This window comes from Rhizobium sp. SVR5-2C, assembly GCF_056755115.1.
Genome location: NZ_JBNDHT010000527.1, coordinates 1 through 244 on the forward strand (window position 1 = coordinate 1; position 244 = coordinate 244).

1 protein-coding gene is annotated in these 244 nt (G+C 60.7%); it reads right to left on the reverse strand.

The window, feature by feature from the left end; translation table 11 throughout:
• The coding region (locus tag ACPYOI_RS36780; RefSeq protein WP_481424271.1) for a CBS domain-containing protein at window positions 1–244 on the reverse strand (244 nt) is incomplete at both ends.

A 244-nucleotide genomic window follows, 5' to 3' on the forward strand; every position in this document is an offset into this window, starting at 1 on the left:
CTTGTGGGCAGCCAGCAAAGAAAGAGCGTCAGACGGGCTGGTTCCCACTGGAGCGGTGACGAGTGGGGCTGCGGTCATGACCTCGCGGATAGGACGCTGTGGATTGTCCTCAAAGCGCATGTCACGGTTCGTGATGATACCGACCAGGTTTTCCTTGTCGTCGACGACGGGCACCCCGGATATCCGGTAGGTGTGGCAAAGCTCCTCGGCGTCAGCCAGGGTGGCATTCGGGGAGATCGTGATG